This is a genomic window from Nostoc sp. (genome assembly GCF_036919595.1).
Taxonomy (GTDB): domain Bacteria; phylum Cyanobacteriota; class Cyanobacteriia; order Cyanobacteriales; family Nostocaceae; genus Nostoc.
On record NZ_JBALCO010000098.1, the window covers coordinates 1 to 17,803 of the forward strand.

At 43.0% G+C, this 17,803-nt stretch carries 16 protein-coding genes and 2 pseudogenes; 4 read left to right on the forward strand and 14 right to left on the reverse strand.

From position 1 onward, the window contains the following. Positions 1-76: 76 nt before the first annotated feature. Positions 77-541, reverse strand: coding sequence for a site-specific integrase (locus V7K21_RS14585; RefSeq protein WP_335175402.1), 465 nt, complete (start codon positions 539-541; stop codon positions 77-79). Between the two features lie 80 nt (positions 542-621). Between V7K21_RS14585 and V7K21_RS30725 the strand changes: the two are divergent. Next, positions 622-1,429, forward strand: a pseudogene (locus tag V7K21_RS30725) (IS982 family transposase). Between the two features lie 392 nt (positions 1,430-1,821). Here V7K21_RS30725 and V7K21_RS14600 read toward each other — a convergent pair. From V7K21_RS14600 to purC, 8 genes and pseudogenes are all read right to left on the reverse strand, one after another. Continuing rightward, a complete protein-coding gene (locus V7K21_RS14600; protein ID WP_335175355.1) occupies positions 1,822-2,034 on the reverse strand; it encodes a site-specific integrase in 213 nt (70 codons plus the stop codon). A gap of 207 nt (positions 2,035-2,241) precedes the next feature. Next, positions 2,242-2,459 (reverse strand): annotated as a pseudogene (locus tag V7K21_RS14605) (DNA cytosine methyltransferase); the annotation flags it as partial. A 75-nt stretch (positions 2,460-2,534) separates the two neighbouring features. After that, positions 2,535-3,704 carry a lipid-A-disaccharide synthase gene (lpxB, locus tag V7K21_RS14610; RefSeq protein ID WP_335175357.1) on the reverse strand — a complete coding sequence of 390 codons (1,170 nt, stop codon included), beginning with the start codon at positions 3,702-3,704 and terminating at the stop codon, positions 2,535-2,537. A gap of 109 nt (positions 3,705-3,813) precedes the next feature. Further along, positions 3,814-4,632 carry an acyl-ACP--UDP-N-acetylglucosamine O-acyltransferase gene (gene lpxA, locus V7K21_RS14615; RefSeq protein WP_335175359.1) on the reverse strand — a complete coding sequence of 273 codons (819 nt, stop codon included), beginning with the start codon at positions 4,630-4,632 and terminating at the stop codon, positions 3,814-3,816. 306 nt (positions 4,633-4,938) lie between these two features. Beyond that, positions 4,939-5,463 (reverse strand): 3-hydroxyacyl-ACP dehydratase FabZ, encoded by a 525-nt coding sequence (gene fabZ, locus V7K21_RS14620; RefSeq protein WP_335175361.1) that lies wholly within the window; start codon positions 5,461-5,463, stop codon positions 4,939-4,941. A gap of 98 nt (positions 5,464-5,561) precedes the next feature. Beyond that, the gene (gene lpxC, locus V7K21_RS14625; protein WP_335175363.1) at positions 5,562-6,455 is read right to left on the reverse strand and encodes a UDP-3-O-acyl-N-acetylglucosamine deacetylase; all 894 of its coding nucleotides are present in this window, start codon (positions 6,453-6,455) and stop codon (positions 5,562-5,564) included. A 239-nt stretch (positions 6,456-6,694) separates the two neighbouring features. Further along, positions 6,695-9,250: a BamA/TamA family outer membrane protein gene (locus V7K21_RS14630; RefSeq protein ID WP_335175404.1), complete on the reverse strand. Its 2,556-nt coding sequence runs from the start codon at positions 9,248-9,250 to the stop codon at positions 6,695-6,697. A 334-nt stretch (positions 9,251-9,584) separates the two neighbouring features. Continuing rightward, a complete protein-coding gene (purC, locus tag V7K21_RS14635; protein ID WP_335175364.1) occupies positions 9,585-10,322 on the reverse strand; it encodes a phosphoribosylaminoimidazolesuccinocarboxamide synthase in 738 nt (245 codons plus the stop codon). A gap of 644 nt (positions 10,323-10,966) precedes the next feature. Here purC and V7K21_RS14640 point away from each other — a divergent pair. After that, complete coding sequence (locus V7K21_RS14640) at positions 10,967-11,242, forward strand: DUF7219 family protein (protein ID WP_273762410.1); 276 nt, start codon at positions 10,967-10,969, stop codon at positions 11,240-11,242. Between the two features lie 134 nt (positions 11,243-11,376). Here V7K21_RS14640 and V7K21_RS14645 read toward each other — a convergent pair whose 3' ends face one another. From V7K21_RS14645 to V7K21_RS14665, 5 genes are all read right to left on the reverse strand, one after another. Beyond that, positions 11,377-11,559, reverse strand: a complete 183-nt coding sequence (locus V7K21_RS14645; RefSeq protein WP_335175366.1) for a hypothetical protein — start codon at positions 11,557-11,559, stop codon at positions 11,377-11,379. 190 nt (positions 11,560-11,749) lie between these two features. Beyond that, positions 11,750-12,880: a glycosyltransferase family 4 protein gene (locus V7K21_RS14650; RefSeq protein WP_335175368.1), complete on the reverse strand. Its 1,131-nt coding sequence runs from the start codon at positions 12,878-12,880 to the stop codon at positions 11,750-11,752. A gap of 114 nt (positions 12,881-12,994) precedes the next feature. Continuing rightward, positions 12,995-13,531 (reverse strand): DUF4291 domain-containing protein, encoded by a 537-nt coding sequence (locus V7K21_RS14655; protein WP_335175370.1) that lies wholly within the window; start codon positions 13,529-13,531, stop codon positions 12,995-12,997. Between the two features lie 12 nt (positions 13,532-13,543). Beyond that, entirely contained in the window at positions 13,544-14,698 is a 1,155-nt protein-coding gene (locus V7K21_RS14660; protein ID WP_335175406.1) for an NAD-dependent epimerase/dehydratase family protein, read from the reverse strand. Positions 14,699-14,868: 170 nt separating this feature from the next. Continuing rightward, complete coding sequence (locus V7K21_RS14665) at positions 14,869-15,399, reverse strand: hypothetical protein (protein ID WP_335175372.1); 531 nt, start codon at positions 15,397-15,399, stop codon at positions 14,869-14,871. A gap of 395 nt (positions 15,400-15,794) precedes the next feature. Here V7K21_RS14665 and V7K21_RS14670 point away from each other — a divergent pair, with 395 nt between their 5' ends. Next, positions 15,795-16,148: a hypothetical protein gene (locus tag V7K21_RS14670; protein ID WP_335175374.1), complete on the forward strand. Its 354-nt coding sequence runs from the start codon at positions 15,795-15,797 to the stop codon at positions 16,146-16,148. Between the two features lie 96 nt (positions 16,149-16,244). Next, positions 16,245-17,756 (forward strand): stress-responsive protein Ycf46, encoded by a 1,512-nt coding sequence (ycf46, locus tag V7K21_RS14675; protein ID WP_335175376.1) that lies wholly within the window; start codon positions 16,245-16,247, stop codon positions 17,754-17,756. Positions 17,757-17,803: the final 47 nt, after the last annotated feature.

A 17,803-nucleotide genomic window follows, 5' to 3' on the forward strand; every position in this document is an offset into this window, starting at 1 on the left:
CGACCAACGAAAATTTTTTGAGTTGCATTTAGCTGCTGATTTTCAGGTACAACTCTTAATTTACCCGTTTTTAGGCTTAACCGAAAAGTATTGATTTTTCATTTTCCTCTACTAAGCAATCAAAGCTTAGTTGGCAGATATCTCCTGGACGAGCAGCAGTATACTCCTGTACCAAGTAATGGCAAGCAATAGATACCGGAATTTTAGACAAATTCTGTTTAATAGATGTGCGTGTTACTTCATCTAACCAGTCAGCATCATTTTTTGTTTCTTTTAGGTAATCACGGCTACGAACTAAATGTGATGCATCCAGTTCTAAGTATTCAAAAAAATTTTTTATATAGCTGAGTTTATGATTGATTGTTTTGTTATCGCAATTCTTGTAATTATCTAAAAAGCTAAGTACAGTTTCGCGACTGATATCAGCAGTTTGTTTTATTCTATAAGTGCATAGAATTTGTCCAAATTGTTTTAAATTTGTTAGAGTATGCCTAACTCCTGATGAGGAAGAATACACTCTCGATTTTAGTAAGTATATAATAACCCAAGTTGCTAGTTATTGATTCAGGCGATCACTTTGTGCAATAAAATCCCCTCCAGATGTAAAAAACGGAGAGGAATATGCTAAACGAAATAATTACTGTCTATGCTATCATCGATGACCTGTTAAAGGCGATTAGGCTAAGTGTTGACTGTCGCCGAGAGATGAGTGATGCAGAAATTCTTACAACGGTAATAACTGCGGCAATGTTTTTTGATGGCAATCACAGCAAAGCTTGCGATTACATGAAAGACCATCATCTCGTTTCTAATATGTTAGGTAAATCACGCTTTAATAGGCGATTACACGGGATATCGATGTTGATGAACGATTTGTTTCATCAGGTAGGCATGATACTGAAAGAAACTAGTGATTGTACTGAATCTCTTTTAGACTCTTTTCCTGTAGCAATGTGCGATAACATCCGGATCTTCTTTTGTGTTGTTAATTAAGTCAAAAGAGTACAGGGGTTAGATTGCATCAAAGAAACGCTATTTTTATGTGGTGATTCAGTTATTGACGACTAAAAGTGGTATCTCTGTGGAGTTTGTAATCATGCCTGCTAGTGCTTCTGATGTGCGGGCTTTGAATGCATTACCGTTAAATTTACCAGCTGGTAGCGAAATTTATGCTGACTCCGCATACACTGATTATAGAGCAGAAGATGAACTTTTTGAGACGAGTCAAATTGCGTTGAAAGTGATGCGTAAAAAGAACTATAAGCGTCAAGATAAACCTTGGAATCAATATATTAAACAATCTACTAGGCATTATATTGAAACTGTGTTTAGCGCTATTACTCGCACTTTCCCAAAATCGATTCATGCTTGTACTTTCCAAGGATTTTTGCTGAAGCTAGAAGCATTTATTTTGGCTTTTACTCTCTAACAAGCATTTTAAAAACAAGTTAAATTTGGCAATTTCAAACTAGTTAATACTGCTAAAAAAAATTCAGCTTGAGCATTTCTCCGATGCGATATCCCAAAACAAGCCGTAGTCTAAATAACCTTTCTACTGGTGGTGGGAAAAGATTGAATTTATCGTGAATTTAGGAAAGAACTTATTCTGGAATCGTCTCGATTTTAGGAACTTTTATTTTAATTTTAAGGGAAGTATAGTTTAATTTTAGCCATCCCTCCTCTGCCCCATTCATGAACTAATTTGGTAAAAAGTTTTTCGTCAATCATACCTTCTACAATGTGGAATTCATAGAGTCCTTGTATTGCTGTAACTGCTTGATTGACTGTTTTGGGACTACGTTTAGAAACTATTTCACGTACTTATTCAAAGATGACTTCTACTTCGCCACCAAGAAGATACCAGTTGACAAAATCAGCCAGTTCTTGGAGTCCTACATCTTGCCAGTTAAGAGATTTATATTCTAGCCACTGCCAAAAATCTACTAATCGACAAGCATAAGTGTTAACCGTGTTAGCTGCTAATTGACGCTTACGGCAGTAGTTTAAGTACCGCTGGATTGGTTCTATTGGCAAGCAAGTTTTTGTGTCAAATATGCAGCAAAATCTTTCTTGTGTTTGAGGATCAATTGCTCTTTTTAGGCTTATCACTTTTTACTTCGTGGAAGTTTTAATAGAGTAACTTTACCATGAAGATTAGCCTAACTGTTGTTGTTTTTATAAATTGTGGAATATAAAATCGTTGTTGTTATAAGGTGAGCCACAAATTACCACATCAATTTACTGATCGCCAATTTCAGACCGATTCCTAATTTCTTCCCCGGTTGTCTGTTCAACACTTTTACATAACACTGATAAGGGAAGTTAAACTCATGTGTTGTACAGTGGATCGGGTCGATTTCCACGGACGCCAGCACATCAAAGCCAGCTTGTTCAAAGCCAAGAGTCATACCGCCTGCACCGGCGAATAAGTCAACTGCGATCGCTCGTTGTTTTCTCATCTCATCAGCCATGACACCTTTAAAGGGATTGGGTATCACGTTTTAAATATACAAAATTTTCCCAGTCCCCATTCTTTAGTCCCCAGTTTCCGATAGCATTTGCAAAATTTCTTGAGCAGCGCGATCGCACACCCCAACTTCTCCTAAACTTTGCCGCATTTCTTCATAATATAGCAAAGTTTGCTGTCTGCGACGGGGATTGAGTAGCAGTTCCATCGCTGCTTGGATAATATTCTCTGGTGTGGCTTGCTCTTGTAAAAATTCTGGCACAATTGGCTTCATCACTACTAAATTGGGTGGTGATGCAAAGGTTATGGAACCTTTGAGAATGTTACGAGCTATCCAAGCAGTCAGAGAACTTAGGCGGTAAACTACAACTTGCGGCACATTTAACAGAGCCAGTTCTAGGTTGACAGTACCAGATTTACTAATAGCTAAATCAGCAGCAGCAAAAACTTCCTTTTGTTGACCTAATACAACTGTAGCCTGCAAACCGTAACGCTCAACAGCCTCCTGAATGGGCTGTCTATAGACTTCCAGAGATAGGGGAATCCAAAAATGAACTTCAGGTAATTTGGCTTGAATAGTTTGGGCAGCTTGAAAAATAATTGGTAAAAGATATTTTAGTTCTTGGTAGCGAGAGGCGGGGAGGAGTGCGATCGCAATCTGTTCCGGTGCAATCCCCAATGTTGCACGAGCTGCTTGGCGACTGGGAGCGTCTTGCATTCCGTCAACTAAAGGATGCCCTACCCAAATAACTTTCGCCCCTTGTTCGCGAAAGTAACGGGCTTCTTGTGGGAAGATTGCCAACAACTTGTCTGTAAAACCAACAATCCTGTTAGTCCTACGAAAATTGACTGACCAAGCCCACTCTTGGGGAGCGATGTAATATACCACAGGCACATGTGGCAGATGCTGTTTCATGTAAGTCCCAATTTTTATATTCGGACTCATGTAATCGATCAGCACTACCAAGTCAGGTGGATCTTGCTTTAGGGAAGCGATCGCCTTACGTTGCACTTGGAGAGTCGGTAAAATATAAGGCAGCCCTTCTTGAATACCCATTGAGCCAATACTACTGGTATTTCCCAGTAGAGTTGCCCCAGCCTCTACCATTTTTTCGCCACCCAGGGCCACAATCTCTAATTCCAACCCAATCGCTACAGCTTGACGCTTCAGCGCTGTAATTAGCAGCGACCCTTGTAAATCGCCAGATACTTCGCCAGTGCTGATAAATATCCGCATTTGATAATTGGTAATTAGTAAAAACTTAAAAGTGAGGAGTGAATAGTTAGGAGTTAGGAGTTAAAAATTTAATTCATCAACTCATAACTCATAACTCATAACTTAAAATTCACGATTCATCACTCCCGCCTTTTTTCCCCTTACCGGGAATCAAGCCACGCCTTCCTGGCATCTGAGAAAGTAGCAGGAAGCGGCGCAGATGCTGCAATTCTTCGCTATCCCCTAACAGTTCCAGTTGTTCCAAGGCATCCTTAAAGGACAAATCAGAACGGTAGAGAATGCGGAAGGCTTTTTTCAGCATTTGCAAATCTGCTGAGTCCATACCAGACCGTTTAAGTCCAACAAGGTTGAGGGTTCGTACCCGCGCCGGATTTCCCTCCACCAGCATATATGGGGCCACATCCCGGTCAATACGTGCCATGCCTCCCACCATTGCCTGTCTACCAATATGCACAAATTGATGGACACCTAAAACCCCACTCAGCCTAGCGCGTGACTCTATATGAACATGACCTGCCAACGCCACAGAGTTAGCAATCACTACCTGGTCTTCAATCACGCAGTTATGAGCCACATGGACATAAGCCATCAGCAGGTTCCCATCACCTATTACCGTCGCTTCACCGGCACCAGTAGCACGGTTAATAGTAACGTACTCACGAATTAAGTTGTTATCACCAATTTTGACCCAGGTTGGTTCTCCCACAAACTTGAGATCCTGGGGTTCCATGCCGATGGCTGCACCTGTAAAAATTTGATTTTGCGCCCCAATTTCACAAGGCCCCTCTAGCACAGCATGAGCGCCGATTATTGTTTCAGGGCCGACTTTGACATGCGCTCCAATCACAGCATAGGCACCGACTTGCACTGTATGGTGGAGTTCCGATTTCGGATGAATTACAGCAGTTGGATGAATTAGCGTTTTCAAGGGTGAATCTCCAGAACTGTCTTGATAAGCCAGCGCCAGACGGGGTTTCTGAGTCAGCGTGTTACTCTGGTTAAGAGAGTTGTACCGACTGCCGTCCCATCGAGGTGACTGGTAGAGCGTGAAGTATTTCAGTGAACGAAAGTGTCGGGCAAAGCAAGTTAAGTGTGTTTGTGAGTGCGTCTCGTAGAGAGGGCGTCGAAAATCAAGAAATTATCAGATGCTGTTGTGGATTTTTTTTACTGTTATCCTTTTTCAGGATTTAGTAAGGGCACTTCACGGCTATGCCTCTACCACGAAAGCAAACTTTTAGTTAACTAGAGAAAACATTAATTCCCCTTCACAAGCAAGTTGACCGTCAACTTCGGCACGACCTTGCATCTTACCGAAACGACGTTGTTTTACCCATAACAGTTCCAACGTCATTACTAGTTGATCCCCCGGTACGACTTGGCGGCGAAAGCGGACTTTATCGATACCAGCGAAGACGAACAGTCCGTCTTCTTCCGGAGACATTTGAGTCAGGACAATGCCCCCGACTTGTGCCATTGCTTCGACAATTAGCACCCCTGGCATCAGTGGACGTCCAGGGAAATGTCCTTGAAAATGAGGTTCATTGATAGTGACATTTTTAACCCCAACAGCTTTTTTACCTGGAAGATAGTCAGTTATTTTGTCTACAAGTAAAAATGGGTAGCGGTGGGGTAGCAATTTCTGAATTTCTTCAGATGTAAAACTTGTTTTAATCTCAGAACTGATTGTAGTCTCATTTATAGCCTGTGGTTCGGTAGATGTAGTTGTATCGATGGTATTCACTTCAGTGAGGATTGACATTGGCCGTGTAGTTGATTTTTCATCTGAAAGTTGAGTAGACAGGCGTATATCCAAAGCTTAATAATCCTAAATTTTAGGCTTTAGTTCTATTCCAAAATCTAAAATCGTTCGACTGAGCGTTCGCGCAGCGTCTCGGAGAGAAGCCGAAGTCCCAAATCTAAAATTCTTTGAGCCAGTTGAATGTGTAAATTATGACTGGCTTTATATGCTAAGAAATGAGCATTAGGAAAAGTTCCTAGTAAACTTAAATCTCCTACTAAATCCAAGATTTTATGACGGACTGGCTCATTTGCAAATCTTAATGGTGGATTTAGCCAGCCTTCTGATCCACAAACAAGTGCATTATCCAAACTGCCACCTTTAATTAACCCTGTTTTTTGTAAGTGTTCAATTTGATGCAGTAACCCAAAAGTACGGGCAGGAGCAATTTCTGCAGCAAAGCTAGCAGAAGCTTTTCCTAGTTCAGCACTTAGTGACCAACTATGCCATTGATTACCAATGGCGGGCAGGTCAAAATCAATACCGTAACTAAAGCGGGTTTCTGGTGCTGGGAGGGCACATACAAAGGCATCCCCTTGATAGACCCATATTGGTTCTGTAACAGCCAAGGGAACTTGGTTGTTAACGGGTTGTGATACTAAGCCAACTTGGGCAATGTTGGCTGTCCACACACTTGCTGAACCATCCAAAAGTGGAACTTCTGGGCCATCAATTTCAATCCTGGCATTATCCACACCCATACCAGAAAGTGCTGCCAACAAATGCTCTACCGTGCGAATAGATACCTCACCTTTGCCCAACTGAGTTGAAAGAACAGTGTGACTAACTGCCGCAACTTGCGCTGGAATGAGCGGCAAATCTGGTAAATCCACTCGCACAAAGTAGCGTCCACTTCCTGCCTCAGCTGGTAGTATCCGCACCTGGGTACTCACACCGCTATGCAGTCCCACCCCTGTTTGGATGATTTGGGCGGCTAGAGTGTGCTGTTGCATAGCCGAAAAGTCAATATATTTCTTTTAGTATTGTTCATCGTCTGTTTTGGTAAAATCCCTGATATTCCCCAAAAAATGTGATTAATCCCTTTATCGGAACAGTATTGAGGTAAATGTGAAAATTAGCAAGCTAATCCAAAAAAGTTATGAGTTAAGAGTGAGGAGTGAGGAGTGAGGAATTAAAACTCATAACTCCTGTACGGGCGCAAAGTCTTGCGCCCCTTCCAACTCCTAACTGGTTAAAACCTTTCCCCAATACCGAAATTAATCCGGCTATCACCGTCATCGTTGATACCATAGTCAATCCGAATTGGCCCCAGTGGAGACTGGACGCGAACGCCAAGACCATAGCCGAAGCCACTACCGTTTTTGTTCAACACCTCAGCTGCCCTAGTATTAGTTCCCAGGTCACTACCGACATCAAAAAATAGTGCGCCACTGACTACTGAAAAAACTGGGAACCGATACTCAACTGATGCTTGCACATAAGAGCGTCCACTAGCTAATGCTCCTTCTTCATAACCCCGCACGGAGTTGCTACCGCCAAGGGTAAAAGCTTCGTAGGGAGGCAAGTCACCGAAGATGGTTCCTGCTTGCAGGTTAAATGCTAAGGTTTGTGCCCCTTTGCTAAGGCTAATCAGCTTGATGGGTAAATATTGGCTGTAGCTACCCCGGAATCTGGTGAGGAAAATGCTGCCTAGTCCGATAGGAACCGACTGATCAACCCCGAAGCGGAGATAAGAACCACTGGTGGGTTGCAGCGGGTTATTCCGGAGATCGCGCTGTGCCCCCAGTTGCAGCAGTAGTAAATCATCTTGACCGCTGCTAGATAAAGTCAGTGGAATTTCATCACTGGTGCGGATGCCGTTATCATCATTAAATACCGCTCCTGTTTTTCTGAGATTGCCATGAGCATCACGGGCAGAAACTCGTTGATACTGTAAACCCGCTGAGGCAGTCCAGACGGAAGTTTTGTAAGGATTGGAGGACAGGGGACGGGTAAAGGTGACACCACCACCTACACGGAGAATGCGGGGGCGATCCTGAGAATTTGTATTGGTGGGATTACCTGGGTCAAACGTCTTAATATCTTCATCTTTGCCATCAAAAATCAATGAAATGGAACTGCGGCGAAAAATATTTGTTGTGTAAGAAGTCCGGTAGGGATCTCCCGCGATCCAGGGGTCTGTGAACCGCAGGTCAAACAGCAGTTCCCGTTCTCCCACTTGTACTTCTGCCCCCAGCTTTTGGTTTCTACCGTTCAGATTTTGCTGTTGATAGCTCACTGTTCCAAAAAGTCCGCTAGCAGAACTAATCCCTGCCCCAGCTGCAATAGAACCGCTGCTGCGTTCAGCTACATTCACTACTACATCCACCTTGCTGGGGTCACTACCAGGGTCAAGGGACACATTCACATCCTCAAACAGTCCCACTCCATACACGCGCTGTAGGTCTTTTTGCACTGTGTTGCGATTGAATACTTGTCCTGGCTTTAACTCCAATTCTCGTGTAATGATGTACTCCTGTGTGCGTCCCCGAATCGGTTGTCCTTTCTCGTCTGTCTCCTGACCATCTTTATTACGGAACCGGACTCTAATATTCTCTACTACCCCTTCTGCTATTTGCAACGTAACAACTCCGTTTTCAGAAACTTGGGGCGCTCCAATCACGTTGGCTAGCACGTAACCTTGGTCTTGATATCGCTTGTTTAACTGCTTGATGCCTTCTTGCAAGTCACGCAAGTTGAGGATTTTGCCATACTGCTCCCGAAACACTTCATCCACAGTATTAGCTGGTAGTACAGAAGCAACACCAGTGCCAGGATTGGCTTGCACTTCTACTTTGCTGAGAACGGGGTTAGGCTGCACAACAAAGCTTACCCGCACTCCCAAGGGGGTATCTTCTGGCGTTGCTTGGACGTTAGAGAAGAAGCCAGTACCAAAGATGGCGTTAATATCTTCTTGTAGTTGGCTGCGGGTTGTCGTTCGTCCTGGTTGGGTACGAATTACTTTGTAAACTTGGTCTTCTAGTTCTGGTGATAGTTGCCCAGCCTGTGATCTAATTACTACTTCTGATACCAGTACGCGGGGATCATTGGCTTCTGGGGCTGTGTTGGGTTGAGTATTTCCCGGAGTTGTCGGCGGGTTAATATTCTGCGGACTGGGAGTAGCGCCTGGGGCTGTGTTGGGTTGAGTATTTCCCGGAGTTGTCGGCGGGTTAATATTCTGCGGACTAGGAGTAGCGCCTGGGCGTGGGGCAGGTGTTCTTTGTTGACTAGCTGGGGGGGGAATGTCTGGAGTGGTTGATGGTTGTGGAGTTGTGGGTAATAAAGGTTCCGTTGTCGGTGGATTAACATTTTCTGGGACTGGAGTGGTTTCAGGAGTTGGGGAAGGCGTTGGTTGTTGAATTTCTGGCGGTGGAATGTCTGGAGCGGGAGATGGCTGTTGAGTAGGGCTGGGATTGATGATTTGAGGGGTTTGTGCAGTTGTTGTCGTTGTGGAGGTTGGTACTATTACCTTTGATGTCGCGATGGCTGCTGGATTTGCAGGGTAAATTGCGACAATGCGGGATTGGAGAGGCTCCCCCTCTATAACTCTTGTGGGATTAGGTCGAGATATTAGACTTTTACTAGAATTACCCTGACCAGTATCCTTTTCTGGCTGCTGATTTTTTTCTAGTGTCAAAACTTCTGTTGTCTGTTTTGAACTGTTGGCGGTTTCTGCATTTGCACTCAATGAACCGCCCAAAGGGACTGCAATTGCTACTGCTGCCAGCAATACGGGAGATAAACGCATTTTACTTATTGATTCCTCTTCACGACCACACACACCATCACAAGGCAATAATGCCCTCATGCCAAAGGTAAAACTCAAAACACAATTTTTTTCTTTTGCTTTTTTACTTTACAAGGCAAAAGGCAAAAGTCAAATTTCAGGAGGCAGGAGTAACCCACGCTTTTAAACGTGGGATTGATCTTGGACGCTTTGGATCTCTCACCACCTGAGGTGAGAGACAATTTTTCTTTTTAAACTGGCTAATGACCCATGACTAAAGTTTTCATTCATAATTCTTTCCTTTTTTCTCCTGCTTTCTCTTATAATTTCTTCTTACCTTTTGGTTTTTACCTGTTTAACTTGTAGTTTCTACAGCTTTTAGCACTCTTTGTAAAACCTCCTGGTAGGCATCCTCTACATTTCCTAAGTCTCGGCGAAAGCGGTCTTTGTCCATTACCCTGCGGTTTGAGTCCTTTTCTGTGGTATCCCACAAACGGCAGGTGTCGGGGCTAATTTCATCGGCCAAGAGCAACTGCTGTTGTGAGTCCAAACCAAACTCTAGTTTGAAGTCTACTAGAGTAATGCCGCACCGCTGCCAAAAGTTATTGAGAAATTTGTTGATGTGCAATGCTAGATGTGTTATTGCGTCTACTTGTTCCGCAGTAGCTAGCTCTAGCAGATACAGGCGATCGCGTGTCAATAAAGGATCTCCTAATTGGTCGTTTTTGTAATAAAACTCTACCAAAGGCTGTTTCAGAATTGTACCCACTGGTAACCCTGTTTGCTGACATAGACTCCCAGCAGCAATATTTCTGATAACTACTTCTAAGGGTAAAATCTTTACTGCTCTTACCAGCATCTGATTCGGGGCAGGGCTGTTTATAAAGTGAGTCTTTATACCATTTGCCTCCAACTGTTTAAAAAGCTGGCTGGAAATGCTACAATTAATTTTTCCTTTTCCTTGGATGCTGCCACGCTTTTGGGCATTAAACGCCGTGGCGTCATCCTTAAAATCAGCCAACAAGACTTCAGGATCGTTTGTTGTATAGAGAATTTTCGCTTTGCCTTCGTATAACTTGGAATTAACAGACATGGTGGCAGGTAAAGTTCTAGGCGATGGACGATTTTTGTCGTTTCGGGCTTCACCATTTTATCTTTAGTTATTGACTATTAGTCATTGGCGATTATTGAGTGCAGAGTACTGAGTGGTAAATATCACTTTTTCACTCTTAACTTGGAACTCAGAACTATTTTGCCTAATGCCTCATTAGCCAGTTGCCAAACATTCAGAACTGAATCTCTAACTTTTAACAGACGACAATTAGCTTTAGTACATAATAAATTTATCTAAGTAGTTTTACTAAGCAAAATTAGTATTTATTTTTACAAACAAAGATTGCTAAATAGTACGGGTATTTTTTAATAGTTTGTAAGTCAGGGTTTCAACTGTAGTTAATTACAATTTGAACTTTATAAATTAAGATGAGATAAATTGATAGCTCGGAGGGAAGTAAAATACACTCTTTAGTCATTTTAACAGGGAATTTTTTTGTAATATTTACGGTAAAAGTCTTTCAAGCTTTATCTTCTAGTCTCAAAATCTAAATCAACCAATTTCTGCATCACCAATTTGAAAAGGAGTTGGATGATTTGATTTCCCGCAGTCTGATAAAAGTAAAGATTAGGGTAGCTAGTGATTCAGCTTTAGACATTTAAACAAAAAGGGAGTTGAATAATTTGGAGAAAAAAATAGTGAACAAAGATGATTTTCTCTACCCTCGTGGTCGTTACTACGGTCAGGTAAAGCCAGAAAACTTGGTTTTTAATGCCAATCTACAGGAATTTGCCCAACGAGTAAGCTACATTTGCAACCTAGAAACAGGTGGAAAACTGCCTCCAGGTGCAGCTTACGAACAAATAAAGGATCTATGGAAACAGTTGAAACGCTCAAAAAAAGAGCTAAGAATAGGCGAAGACCCCTTTCAGGATGACCAAGGAGAGGTTCAAGACTGAAGGGGAGAGGCGGGGACGCTGGGACTGATAACTCATAACTCCTAAGTCTCTCACTCAAAACTACTTAGTAAGCATTGTCCAAATACCATCCCAGGACTATTGCCAAGTTTTTGTAATTAATGATACATATTTTACTATTGTATATCAACACATCGGTCTTTGGGTTGGATGCATTTGGTGGATTCAAAACAGGCGATCGCTCGTGAGAAGTGTGCGATAAATAAGCAGTGCGTCCGGATATGATAGTTAAACAGAAACTCTTGAGTGTTGGCATCTAGAGGGGTGCTGCGATCGCCAATTAACTCGTAGATATTCACTGCCTGGTGTTTCCCTTTGACGCGAATTTTATCTAACTAGCGCACCCAAATGCGATCGCTGCAAAGCTGCTAAGTAAATTCACTTGAAAAAATATCACAATCATATTCCTTAGTTACCGCTTCCAAGCGCAAACTAAAATTGGGCATTGGTTATTCTCCCCACTCCTGTGCCCCCTGCTTCCCCACTCCCCTATTTTGTCAATTGTTCAGAAAATATCACCTTTTGGTAGTAATCTTGTAGCTGCCTGGTGGCAGATGGCCAACCCCAAGTTTCTGATTCCTGGCGAGCATTTTGACGGATGATGTCTCGTTGTTGTTTTTGTTCTAAGAGGCGAATAGTGGCAGCGATGGCTCCTTGAACATCTACTGTTGGCTCGAAAAGATATCCATTTACCCCATCTGTTACAATATCAGGAATTCCCCCCGAACGGGCTGCTACCACCGGACAGCCAGCAGCCATCGCTTCTAGTAATACTAAGCCTAATGTTTCTGTCCGGGAGGGAAAAATAAAGGCATCAGCGCTAGCAAAGGCAGAACCCAACTCTTGCCCCATGAGATACCCAACAAAAGAAGTGTTTGTGCCAGCAAAGTGTTTTTGCAATGCTTGACGGTGGGGGCCATCCCCAACCAATGCCAACCGCGCTTCGGGAATGGCTTCTAAAATTGGTTTGATGCGCTCAATTTCTTTTTCAGCGGAAAGCCGCCCAACATAAAGTAGCAATGGACTTTCTGGATGATTTTGTGATAGACGCGATCGCATCTCTAGATTAGCCAAATTGGGGTGAAATAATTCTGTATCCACCCCACGCTGCCACAAATCTACCCGTTCAATACCGTGTGCTGTCAGTTCCTCCATCATTGCTGTTGAGGTACACAGATTCAAAGCTGCTTGATTATGAACACCTTTGAGCAGTTCCCAAAGAAAACCTTCCAGCATCCCCAAGCCGTAATGCTGGAGATATTGGGGTAAATGCGTATGATAAGACGCCACTAAGGGTATTTTGAGAATTTTACTATAAAATATTCCAGATAAACCCAAAACTGCTGGATTCACGACATGAATAACATCTGGCTTAAACTCTTCTAAGGTGTAACCAATAGCTGGGCGGGGAAGTGCCATTTTCAACTCTGGATACAATGGCAGAGGAAAGCCAGTAACGCCGTAAACTTTAGCGCCTTTATGTTCTGTGATTCCTCCATCAGGGGCAATCACCAGCACTTGGTTACCACTGCGCTGTAAATGGTCAACGGTATGGCACAAGCGCGTTACAATGCCGTCAACCTTGGGCAAAAAGGTTTCGGTAAATAAAGCAATTCTCATAAAAAACTATTTAGTACAGGCAGATGATCCCAGGTTTTCTTGCGTTTCGGTATCAAACACAGAGTAAACTGTCTCCCGTGGTGTAATCAATTCTGCACAGTCAGATTTAATGTTTTACCGCTGTTTTTGTACAAAGTCCGAGATGTCCTCGATGTTCACAATCCAATCTTTGGCGTAAGCAGCTAGCACTTGACCACGTAACCCTAACTGAATAGCGCGTCGTTCTAATTTCGTCCCCGATGGGTGATGGTCTGGATCCCATTGTAGGCGGACTTGTGATTGCTTCAATGCTCTTTGCCATTCACTTTTATTGGGATAAAATTCTGGAACGTAGCTGGAATGAACAGCCGCCGCTAAAATTTCATCAAAAGCTGAACGCTTAATCCAAATAGCTAACACTACCTCTTGCCCATTTTGTGTACCCCATCCAGAACGATACATCATCCAGAGGAAGTTAGGTTTTATCCAACTCATGCGGTCAAAACTGAACTCACCACCAAAATAACTGTAGGTGGCAGCGAAATCACCAATAACTGGACGATACGCCTGATAAACAACAATTGAATGGTCGTCATATTGTGCTAATATATAACGACCATTTTTCGTCCAATTACTGACTTGAGTTAAATAAGGTTCTGTTATCAGCCGCACGCAGAATTTACCCTAATTTCTGTGCCAAGAGACTTTGGGCAGAATTTGTTTGTGATCAACTCGTTTCTGATACTTGATGGCAAAGTTTAACAGAGAATCGAGTAGAGAATCAGAAAGCAAGTGAGGCTCTAAACCTAAATCGAGCAATTTAGTGTTTTTAGCGTTGAAGTAATGTTCTTCTTTCTCGACTCTAGGATTATCTAAGTGATTGATTTCTACATTCAATCCTATAGCGTTACCAGCTTTTTTCACCATCAATGCTAAGTCGCCGACGCTGAATTGTTCAGTAAATTGGTTAAATACGCGGAATTCACCAGGTTGTGCAGGGTTAGCGATCGCTAATTCCACACATCGGACTGTATCCCGAATATCCAAAAATCCGCGAGTTTGCCCGCCCTTACCGTAAATCGTTAAGGGGTGTCCAATAGCTGCTTGAATGCAGAAGCGGTTCAGTGCAGTACCAAACACGCCATCGTAATCAAGCCGATTAATCAACAGTTCGTCCATCCCCGTTTCTTCAGTTAAGACGCCATAAACTATACCTTGATTTAAATCCGTTGCCCGCAATCCCCAAATCCGGCAAGCAAAGTGGATGTTATGACTGTCATGGACTTTGCTTAAATGGTACATTGAACCAGGCTGCTTGGGATAAGGTAGGGTATCCTTGCGTCCATTGTGTTCAATGGTTATGTACCCTTCTTCTATGTCGATGTTGGGTGTACCGTATTCACCCATCGTCCCCAGCTTCACTAAATGACAGTCTGGGAAATCTTCCCGCATGGCGTACAACAAGTTCAACGTACCAACTACGTTATTGACCTGGGTAAGAACTGCATGTTCGCGGTCAATCATGGAAAATGGAGCCGAACGCTGTTCACCAAAATGCACTAGGGCATTTGGCTGAAATTGCTGTAATGCTTTGTTGAGAAACTCGTAATTAGTAATATCGCCGATGAACAGGTCGATAGATTTGCCAGTCAAATCTTGCCAGTGCTGGAGGCGTTGCTGAATTAGTGTGATCGGAGTGAGAGTTTCGACACCTAGTTCATTATCCCAATGCCGCCGCACTAAACTATCTAAAATTCCAACTTCATAACCTCGATTGGAAAGGTAAAGAGCAGTTGCCCAACCGCAATATCCATCACCACCAATAACCAGGACTTTCATCTTCACCAGTTTTTACTCGCTGATAGCTAAATCTACCAGGTTTCTGTCCCCTCTCAATCATCATTCTCGGGAAGATGTCAATTTAGGCAGCAGGGGGAGAGGGGAAGATAAGAGGAATTTTCCTAACTCCTGTACAGACGCGATTAATCGCGTCTCTCCTAACTTCTCACTCAGTACTTGGAAATCCGATACTGCTGGGCAATGTAATAAAACAAACGATAGTAATCTTGAAATTCTTGGCTCTTGCTTCGTCCCTGCCAGTAGTATTTCACTTGACTCTGAGTTAGTGTCAGTGTCATCGAACCTACTCCTTTGTCAACTTCTACAACCAGCACCCCAGATACTCCTTGGGCAGTCTGAAAGTTCGGATTTATCTTTTTCACAGAATTTTGGTCTGTAATAATTGAATTTGGTAGCTGCTGACTTGCCCACCCCCGAATTTCCACTGTTTTGTTCTGGGGTGAAATAAACACAATTCCATCATCATTTTCTGGGGCTGCTAATGAAGTCCAGTTACTTGGATATGGAAATTCAAAGCCATAACGGGAGTTGCTATAAGTTTTCCATGTGATAGCTCCGGCATTAAAATCGTTTGCAGTGCAACCCCACAGGATTATGAACAGGGCAATGGCTTTGCTAACGCTGGAGGCAAACCGATAAATTCTTTGCCCCAAACTACAGGTTTTATTAGCAGTAGTCATTTATATTACGCATTTTGCCAAAATTATTGATTTTATAGAAATACTAGGGGCAAGTTAGAGCCACCATACTATACTGCTGCTTGATTAAATCTAGTTAACCCCAGCCAGATAACTGTTTCGTAAATAACTCAGTTTGGTAACAATGTCATTAGTACACTGTGGCGTCAGTTTGCCTACCTTTAACAAGGGGATTTTGCCCCTTATTAAGCTGCAAGTCTTCTTAATTGAGATGGTATATGGATTTACACGCCCGCTGTACTAGTTAAAACAGCATCTAAATCCCAAATGTAAACAAATGTAACAAAATTGCCGTTAAAACGCTTTACCGTCTTGACAACCAATGAAAGAACCGATAACTTGATATACATACCCGGGTAAGACCGTTAAAGAGTTATATGCAAACGCAAACTAAGCAAAAGGTCACTTTGTATTTATCGCCAGAGTTGCACAGAAAGTTGAAGATTCGTTCAGCAGTCGATTCCGAACCAATGTCAGAACTTGCTGAACGAGCCCTCGTTTTTTACCTGTCTAATTCAGAATTGGTTGATGAGGTAGAAGATTCTTCTTATGGGCGGACTCATAGAGTTTATTCATGCCCAACTTGTGATAGCTCACTAGTCTTACGCGATGGGGAACTGGTAACCTTGGGCAATCAACCAGGAGTAATTGGTCAAGAACATCTTTCTATTGATGAGATGGATAAAGATGAAACCCATCCTAAGACTGAGGAAGAGTTAGTTCCTTGCTAAATAGATAGGAATTATGAATTATTCATTCATGATTCAGTTGTCTTTACCAGAAGCAATGTCTCTACTGTCTCTATAAGGTCTCAAGTAGGTCGATGTATGAAAGAAGAGCTCAATATCCTAATTCAAGCTCAATACCCTTTAATCTACCTTGTGACCTCCGAGGAAGAGCGGGCCGAGCAAGCAGTTTCCGCAATCGCCCAGTTGTTAAAGCCCCAGCGCCGGGTATTTGTTTGGACAGTAACACACGGGATTGTGGAGTATGGTCAACCCCGGAATGTCACCCAACATAATACCGTGTCTCCAGAGGCCGCGATTGAATGGATAATCCGGCAGAAAGAAGCAAGTATATTTATTCTTAAAGATTTACATCCCTTTATTGATGCGCCTGCAACAAACAGATCGTTACGTGATGCGATCGCTAGCTTCAAAGGTACGCAAAAGAACATCATTTTGATGTCGCCGATGCAACAAGTACCTATAGAGTTGGAAAAAGAAGTTGTTGTTATTGATTTTACACTGCCAGATATGGCAGAGTTAAATAAAGTACTGACTCAGCATGTAGACCAAAATCGTGGTCGGCGGTTGACAACAGAGGCTAGAGAAAAGCTTCTCAGAGCAGCTTTGGGTCTAACTAAAGATGAAGCTGAAAAAGTCTATCGGAAGGCGCAGGTAACTACAGGGCGTTTGACGGAAGATGAAGTAGATATAGTTTTATCTGAGAAAAAGCAACTAATTCGGCGCAATGGAATCTTAGAATATATTGAAGAAGATGAAACCATTGATGCTGTAGGTGGCTTAGAAGAGTTAAAAAGATGGCTCAAGCAACGCTCTAACGCTTTCACAGAAAGAGCGAGAGAGTATGGTTTGCCTCAACCAAAGGGGATGTTAATTCTCGGAGTTCCCGGTTGCGGAAAGTCATTAATTGCCAAAACTACTTCCCGGCTGTGGGGTTTACCACTGTTGCGGTTGGATATGGGGCGAGTCTATGACGGCTCAATGGTGGGACGAAGTGAGGCAAATCTGCGAAACGCCTTGAAAACAGCAGAATCTATTTCCCCAGCGATTTTGTTTATCGATGAATTGGATAAATCCTTTGCTGGTAGTGGAGGTTCCTCTGATTCTGATGGAGGGACTTCAAGTAGAATATTCGGTTCTTTCCTTACATGGATGCAAGATAAGAAGTCACCAGTGTTTGTGATGGCAACCGCCAACAGAGTAGAACGGTTACCTGGCGAGTTCTTGAGGAAAGGACGCTTTGATGAAATTTTCTTTGTCGATCTGCCAACACCGGAAGAACGGCAGCAGATTTTCAATATTCATCTGACCAAGCGCCGTGAAGACATCTCTCGATTTGATCTTGAGCAACTAGCCAAGATGTCTGATGGCTTTTCTGGGGCAGAAGTTGAGCAAGCGATCGTTGCGGCAATGTATGAAGCTTTTGCCCAAGATCGGGAGTTCACCCAACTAGATATTATTGCTGCACTGAAGGCAACTTTGCCGCTGTCTAGAACGATGCAAGAACAAGTAACGGCTCTGAGAGATTGGGCCAGACAGCGCGCACGCCCCGCAGCATCCTCCGTAGCTGAATATCAGCGAATGGAGTTCTAAAAGCTTTCCTCTGCCATCCCAGGGGGAAAGGCTAGCTGAAAATGCTA

Coding starts and splice junctions, on each gene's coding strand:
- V7K21_RS14670 (WP_335175374.1), top strand. CDS start 15,795: ATGCAAACGCAAACTAAGCAAAAGGTCACTTTGTATTTATCGCCAGAG.
- V7K21_RS14630 (WP_335175404.1), bottom strand. CDS start 9,250: ATGCGTTTATCTCCCGTATTGCTGGCAGCAGTAGCAATTGCAGTCCCT.
- lpxC (WP_335175363.1), bottom strand. CDS start 6,455: ATGCAACAGCACACTCTAGCCGCCCAAATCATCCAAACAGGGGTGGGA.
- ycf46 (WP_335175376.1), top strand. CDS start 16,245: ATGAAAGAAGAGCTCAATATCCTAATTCAAGCTCAATACCCTTTAATC.
- V7K21_RS14650 (WP_335175368.1), bottom strand. CDS start 12,880: ATGAGAATTGCTTTATTTACCGAAACCTTTTTGCCCAAGGTTGACGGC.
- purC (WP_335175364.1), bottom strand. CDS start 10,322: ATGTCTGTTAATTCCAAGTTATACGAAGGCAAAGCGAAAATTCTCTAT.
- V7K21_RS14665 (WP_335175372.1), bottom strand. CDS start 15,399: ATGACTACTGCTAATAAAACCTGTAGTTTGGGGCAAAGAATTTATCGG.
- V7K21_RS14660 (WP_335175406.1), bottom strand. CDS start 14,698: ATGAAAGTCCTGGTTATTGGTGGTGATGGATATTGCGGTTGGGCAACT.
- lpxB (WP_335175357.1), bottom strand. CDS start 3,704: ATGCGGATATTTATCAGCACTGGCGAAGTATCTGGCGATTTACAAGGG.
- fabZ (WP_335175361.1), bottom strand. CDS start 5,463: ATGTCAATCCTCACTGAAGTGAATACCATCGATACAACTACATCTACC.